Source organism: Candidatus Accumulibacter contiguus (assembly GCF_012940005.1).
GTDB classification, from domain to species: domain Bacteria; phylum Pseudomonadota; class Gammaproteobacteria; order Burkholderiales; family Rhodocyclaceae; genus Accumulibacter; species Accumulibacter contiguus.
On record NZ_SPMX01000149.1, the window covers coordinates 1 to 5,488 of the forward strand.

The 5,488-nt window shown below is 56.2% G+C and carries 7 protein-coding genes and 1 pseudogene; 2 read left to right on the forward strand and 6 right to left on the reverse strand.

The genetic code is table 11. From position 1 onward, the window contains the following. Nucleotides 1–447: pseudogene (locus E4Q08_RS23805) on the reverse strand (hypothetical protein); the annotation flags it as partial. A 29-nt stretch (nt 448–476) separates the two neighbouring features. Continuing rightward, nucleotides 477–944, reverse strand: a complete 468-nt coding sequence (locus tag E4Q08_RS23810) for a hypothetical protein (RefSeq protein WP_041568871.1) — start codon at nt 942–944, stop codon at nt 477–479. A 447-nt stretch (nt 945–1,391) separates the two neighbouring features. Between E4Q08_RS23810 and E4Q08_RS23815 the strand changes: the two genes are divergently transcribed. Beyond that, nucleotides 1,392–1,784, forward strand: coding sequence for a CzcE family metal-binding protein (locus E4Q08_RS23815; RefSeq protein ID WP_012806757.1), 393 nt, complete (start codon nt 1,392–1,394; stop codon nt 1,782–1,784). A 118-nt stretch (nt 1,785–1,902) separates the two neighbouring features. Continuing rightward, nucleotides 1,903–2,178, forward strand: coding sequence for a periplasmic Cu(I)/Cu(II)-binding protein CopK (gene copK, locus E4Q08_RS23820; protein ID WP_169072231.1), 276 nt, complete (start codon nt 1,903–1,905; stop codon nt 2,176–2,178). A 9-nt stretch (nt 2,179–2,187) separates the two neighbouring features. On the opposite strand, the gene E4Q08_RS23825 is transcribed toward copK, so the two are convergent. From E4Q08_RS23825 to E4Q08_RS23840, 4 genes are all read right to left on the reverse strand, one after another. Beyond that, nucleotides 2,188–3,495, reverse strand: coding sequence for an HD-GYP domain-containing protein (locus E4Q08_RS23825; protein WP_012806759.1), 1,308 nt, complete (start codon nt 3,493–3,495; stop codon nt 2,188–2,190). Next, a complete protein-coding gene (flgB, locus tag E4Q08_RS23830) occupies nt 3,492–4,130 on the reverse strand; it encodes a flagellar basal body rod protein FlgB (protein ID WP_169072232.1) in 639 nt (212 codons plus the stop codon). Before flgB ends, E4Q08_RS23825 begins: the two co-directional genes overlap by 4 nt. 8 nt (nt 4,131–4,138) lie before the next feature. After that, nucleotides 4,139–4,300 carry a hypothetical protein gene (locus E4Q08_RS23835; RefSeq protein WP_248595139.1) on the reverse strand — a complete coding sequence of 54 codons (162 nt, stop codon included), beginning with the start codon at nt 4,298–4,300 and terminating at the stop codon, nt 4,139–4,141. Nucleotides 4,301–4,996: 696 nt separating this feature from the next. Next, nucleotides 4,997–5,299, reverse strand: coding sequence for a hypothetical protein (locus tag E4Q08_RS23840; RefSeq protein WP_169072233.1), 303 nt, complete (start codon nt 5,297–5,299; stop codon nt 4,997–4,999). Between the last annotated feature and the right edge of the window lie 189 nt (nt 5,300–5,488).

Here is a 5,488-nt window from a genome sequence, read left to right on the forward strand (position 1 = left end):
CTCGAACACCTTGGGCCACACAGTCTGAATCACCGCGCGACGTAACACACGCCAGCGGGGTCGTTGTTGGCGGCCGAACAGCGTGCGCAGGATCGGCACGTCGAGCAGGCGCTGGGTACGATCAATCAAGCCCTGGAAGATCGCATCCAGGGTGGTGCCACGGACGAACAAGAGATTGCGGCTGTACTCGATTTGATAGACCGAGTAGCGGTGCCGGAAGCGGCTGCGCTCTTGCTCCTCGATCGTCAGCGCGAAGCACAGGCAGCTTGAGTACACCCAACGGTCACAGACCTCGGCCAGTCGCCCTATGGCGTGCTCATCGCACAAGGTATCTGCGAGCTGATCCAAAGCCTGGAACGAACCCCCGACGAAGCAGTTACCCTCCTTCTCCAAGGAGATGGCCTGCGCGCGGGCCTGCCGTTCGACCCATTCGTGACCGTTGAGCATGAGTTGGACACCGAAAGGCGGGTGTCCGCTCATTTTGATGGTGAGGTGACCCCACTCGGGGTCGATGAGGGGAAAGTGGTAATGATTGACGTAGGGCCAGGGCTTCTTGCGCTCCAGGTGGGGGCACCGCTCTTGCAGGTCGTGACCTTCCAGACCAGGGCGGGCGCCCTGGCGACGAGGATCAGGAACAGACCGCGAAACTGTAGATCCGCGGGCAGGTACTTCTCGGCCAACTCGTGCTTGCGCTGATCGGGCGGGCAATGGATCAGGGGAATGCCGTGTCCCTTGGCCCAAGCATGAACCCGGTGGCTGAAACGGCCAGCCATTTGCATCAGGTGGTCCGCATCCAGGGTGGCGTCCGATCCGGTCAGTACTCGCCACCAGGTACGGAAAGCGCCACCTTGCTGGCCAAGCGGAAAGTAGCCGTTGAGCACGATGCGATCGACACAATCATAGGCGGCCTTCGAGAAGTTCCTCGTAATACGCCGACAAGTCATCGGGTTGTTTCATCGGAAGAGCCTCCGCGCACACCGGAAAATCCCGTTGATCCTTTGACCGCTGTAGCGCCAACGGATTCTTTCCCCTCACCCGGCGTGAGAACGGCTGCTCGCCCTGAGCTACCCCTGTCGCGACCGTAGGGGGGTCAGCTGCCCAGCCAATGCGGTAAGGGGGCCAGGGCATCACACCATCCCGACCACTCGGTTTTCGGCTGTTCTCAGAAGGAGAACCTCTTTTCCCAAGCGCAGCCTTGGGAAAAGCCTAAACCTTAGGATAAACGCTGCGGTACGAAATCTGCGGTTCGCTTCCTGACAATTTGCGTACGAAACCTTTCAAAAAACGTAACGCGTGGGTCAGCGTCCTGTTGGTATCGGACTCGTAAGATGGCATCGCGGTTGGACGAAATGAGTCCGACACGATTAACCCGATGTCACAAGGAGAGAACCATGAAAACGAATTTTTCCAAACTTGCCCTGATCGCTGCGATCGGCCTCGCTGCCGCCGGAACGAGCTACGCGCACGAAGATTATTCCGAAGCCCGCATCGACCACTGGCTGCGCCACGTTTCGGAAAGCCAGAGCGCTCCGACGGCCAATCAACTGGCTCCGTTCGGCTACGCCGCCACGAAAAATGCCGACCGCGAGGTCAGCCTGCCCAGCGGTGGCAAGTATCTCAACGTCACGCGCCTGGAAACTCTCAAGCTCAATGTCGATGGCAAGAGTGTTGTCTGGACCTTCGATACGCTCGGCACGGCGGCCTTTCCGCTCTCCACGATCGTACCGGGAGCCGATGGCATCACCGTTTATGTAAGAGAAAACCCCGCCTACCAGGGGGGCTGAACAACCTGACTGCCGGATGACGGAATTGTCACCCGGCAGCTGGGAAAATGTCAGGATCAACACCCTACTATTCATACTGCAGTACAACTTCTTGAGGAGATTGAAATGATGAAAAAAAATGCTGATGGTTGCCCTGATGAGCGCGGTCTCAGTGACCGCATTCGCATCCGATGCTGCTCGCGCTGCTGCAAAGCAAGTGATTGAGCTGAAGGATGGCTCGACGGTCTACATTTTCAAGGATGGGAAAATGGGCATGGAGGACAAACTCGGTCGTGCGATTCGCATGGAGAAAGGCATGGTGATGGAAACCAAGGATGGTCAGAAGATCATCATGCACGGCGACGAAGTCATGCGCCTCAACCCACTGCTACGCGAAGGGCATCGCGGTCCTTGATTTCCCGCATCACGCAAATTCGACGGCTCCTTCGGGGGCCGTTTTCATTTTGAAGCACCGTTCAAGCATCACCTTCAGTTCCAGTATCCATTGGGTGTGATCTCTGGACTGGCCTTGCTCGTATAGCATCGGAGCAATCTGGCGGAAGACGGCATAGATCGCCGGGTCGAAATGCTGCCCAGCCTCCCGTTCCATGATGCTCAGCGTCTCGTCCAATGACAAAGCTGGTTTGTAGGGACGAACGGAGGTCAATGCATCGAACACGTCCACCAGGGCAAAGATTCTTGCAGCGAGCGGTATCGCCTTTCCTGAAAGTCCGTCTGGATAGCCTTTCCCGTCAAAGCGTTCGTGATGATGCCGGATGGTCTTCTCGGCACCGGACAGCCAGGGATTGCCAGCGACAATCTCGATGCCCAGCACTGCGTGGGTCTGCATGACCTGGAATTCTTCGCTGGTCAGCCGTCCCGGTTTCAACAAAATCTGATTCGGGATACCGATTTTTCCAACGTCGTGGAGAAAGGCGCCCAGCACCAGTTCGGTAACGGTTTCCTTGTCAACGCCCACCGCTTCAGCAAGTGTGACCGCATAGCAGGTAACCCGGTAGTTATGGGCGTCGGTGTCCGCGTCACGCTTGGCGATGGCGTTTCCGAGAGATCGCAGCAGTGAGAGATTGGCGTCCAGGAGTCGAGACGACAATGCCACCGTACGCCCCAGCAATCCTGACATCAATGGATAGAGCAGCAGTGCCGCGGCGAGTACCGAAATCGTGGCTGTTAGCGCAGCCCCACGAGTCTGAAGTTTTCTCTCATGCAAGGCTGACTGGGAAACCAGGCTGATCCCCTCAACATAGCCCACAAGACGGCCATCATTCGTGGTCATCGGCAGAATGACCTGGACCAGTTCTTCTCCTGCCACGGGGATTCGCTTGCTATGGCTATTGGGCGGGATTGGCCATGGATGGCGCTGCTGTCGGGCAAACTCTTTCAATGTTTCGGGCAGTGGTCGCCAGACGTCGAACAGCATCTCGGCATTGGATGCAAAAACTCGAATCCCGACAAACTCGTCGGTCAGCAACTGCGAAATCGCGGAATGACCATCTCCTTTCTCACCGCCGACCGCCAACTGCATTGCAGGCGACTCGAAATGCCTGACCCCCGTAATAGCGCGCTCAAGAGTACGCTGCTCGACGCGATACGATTCGACCCAGTAGGCAAGACCTCCCGCGAGACTGCCAACCAGAAGCGCACCGATGCCAAGGCGTCGTGCCAACAGGTGGTGCAATTGCCGGGGAGTTTCAGGGAGTTCAATGGTTTTCATTTCAAATTCTGTAGTAATTCCATGAGATGCTTGAAATGCCCGCTGACCCGATCAAGGGAAAATTGGTACATCAGTGAGTTTTCGGAAAACTTCTGTCGCTCAACATCCATCTCCACCGTATTACCATCGGCTGCGGCTTGATACGGTACATGGAACTTCAGCGGGAACGGTGGTGCCTGCGTTCCCCCTGACAGATGGCCATTAGCGGTAGTGGCCAACGATAGCGATGCCGCCGTGCTCGTGACGACTCGGGCGGCCTCATTGATGTCGATATCGACCGCCTTGTAGCCAGGCGTATCGGCATTGGCGATATTCGAGGCCAGAAGTTGCTGCCGATACGCCCGAACCCCAAGCATTTTCTGCTGAAAATCATGGCCGGCATGACCACCTTGCCCGATTGAGAGGTCCTTGGGATGGGCCGATGTCGTACTGGATGCCGTCCCAGAAAATTCTCTGCCATGAGTACCGTGGCCGCCTCCGCGATTGTTGGATTTTTGGGCAATCGCCTGATTCAAGGCTTGGGAAAATGCTCCGTTGTCGGTGATAGCCGTCCCCCCTCCATGTTCCTCATGTCCGCCTTGCACCGGTGGCGACGGGGTGTTTGCAGCTGGGGAAATGGATGGAACTCCTGCCATGACGGCGACTACCCGTTCATGATCAGGATGGCCTTCACTGGATCAATTTGGCCGACGTCATGCCATTTCAGACCAATGTCCGCCATAGGAATCTCTGCCAGGCAGCCATGGTTGCATTCGACGATCCAGCGTTTCTGAAGCACCGTCCGACAATAGTTGTAATTCAGCATCTTCGGGTCACACCCGACCGCGAGTGCTAGATTGCGACACACACATCGATTGCCGTGCTCTGCCGGTTTGCGGATGTCCATAGCTGAAAAGTCGGGGCCTTACAGGCAAGTTACTTCATATCTCGTGGATGGTAGTGCTTGCTCTTGTACTTGGCTGCGTTGGGCTTATCGGCCTTCGCATCCGGCATGCTTTGCGGGATACCGGTCTTCTCCTGGAGATGAGAATGCGGGCTTGTCAGCCGCCTTGTCAGCCTGTGCTTCGGCAGCCTTCGGGGCCGCGGCCTTGTCATCGGCGTAGACGGCACCCGTCGTGGCTGCTCCAGCGAACAGAACAGCGGCGATGAGGGAAGAGATTTTCATGATCGTGGCTTCTGGGTTTTGGGGAATTCAATGGTCCGAATCGCATGGACAAATGCAGTTTATGCTTCTGTCGCCGTCAACAAGGTGACTTGCAAATTACATTGTCGTTAGCAAGCGTTGCCGAATACGGTTTCACCAAATGCCCGATTACGTCAGCGAGCGCCTCACGCAATTGCCGTCCGCAACACCCCATCAGAATTCCGTTTTCCAACGCATCCTGGGCCACCTGACGAAGTTCAACCAGGTTCTCGTTGAGTATTTTGATTATTTCCGCACAGACAATGAGCTTCCCGGAGGAGTCTTGTCAACGCGCCGGCCTTGACGACATCATCAAGTTCACTTTGCCGAATGTCGGGCCAGCGTCTGCAGAACTCGGTGTTGGTAATCCAAACTATCGAGGGTGCATGCCTTCCAATACTTGATGGAGAAAAAGCCTACGGCAGCCCACCATGCCCCTGTTTGCCCAGGTTGATCCAGAGAAAACGACGGTGTTCGCTCAAGGAGTTCCTTGATCGGGGAAAACTGCGTGGAAACCATCCTTTCCAAACAGTCGAGATTCACGTCAACCAGCCGGGCAACCAAATCCAAATGGAGGTCGGAGGGTACATTGAAGATAGCGAACGAATTGTGTGCGGACATGATTTGCTCCCTGCGGCACGATCAAGGCTCATTGCCTCGTAGGGAGAGTTTGCCTGTGGGTAGCTGTCGCCCCAATAACGGGAGGATTACAATTCGGTCACTGTTTCGTCAGCGTGTTGTCGTGCCGATCGCAGAGAGTATTACTTCTTACGTCTGGGCGCTTAGCCCCAGAAGGACTTGTTGCCTCAG

What these genes read in the sequence shown, in the direction of transcription:
- E4Q08_RS23810 (WP_041568871.1), bottom strand. Translation starts at nt 944, where the DNA reads ATGACTTGTCGGCGTATTACGAGGAACTTCTCGAAGGCCGCCTATGAT.
- E4Q08_RS23815 (WP_012806757.1), top strand. Translation starts at nt 1,392, where the DNA reads ATGAAAACGAATTTTTCCAAACTTGCCCTGATCGCTGCGATCGGCCTC.
- copK (WP_169072231.1), top strand. Translation starts at nt 1,903, where the DNA reads ATGCTGATGGTTGCCCTGATGAGCGCGGTCTCAGTGACCGCATTCGCA.
- E4Q08_RS23825 (WP_012806759.1), bottom strand. Translation starts at nt 3,495, where the DNA reads ATGAAAACCATTGAACTCCCTGAAACTCCCCGGCAATTGCACCACCTG.
- flgB (WP_169072232.1), bottom strand. Translation starts at nt 4,130, where the DNA reads ATGGCAGGAGTTCCATCCATTTCCCCAGCTGCAAACACCCCGTCGCCA.
- E4Q08_RS23835 (WP_248595139.1), bottom strand. Translation starts at nt 4,300, where the DNA reads ATGCTGAATTACAACTATTGTCGGACGGTGCTTCAGAAACGCTGGATC.
- E4Q08_RS23840 (WP_169072233.1), bottom strand. Translation starts at nt 5,299, where the DNA reads ATGTCCGCACACAATTCGTTCGCTATCTTCAATGTACCCTCCGACCTC.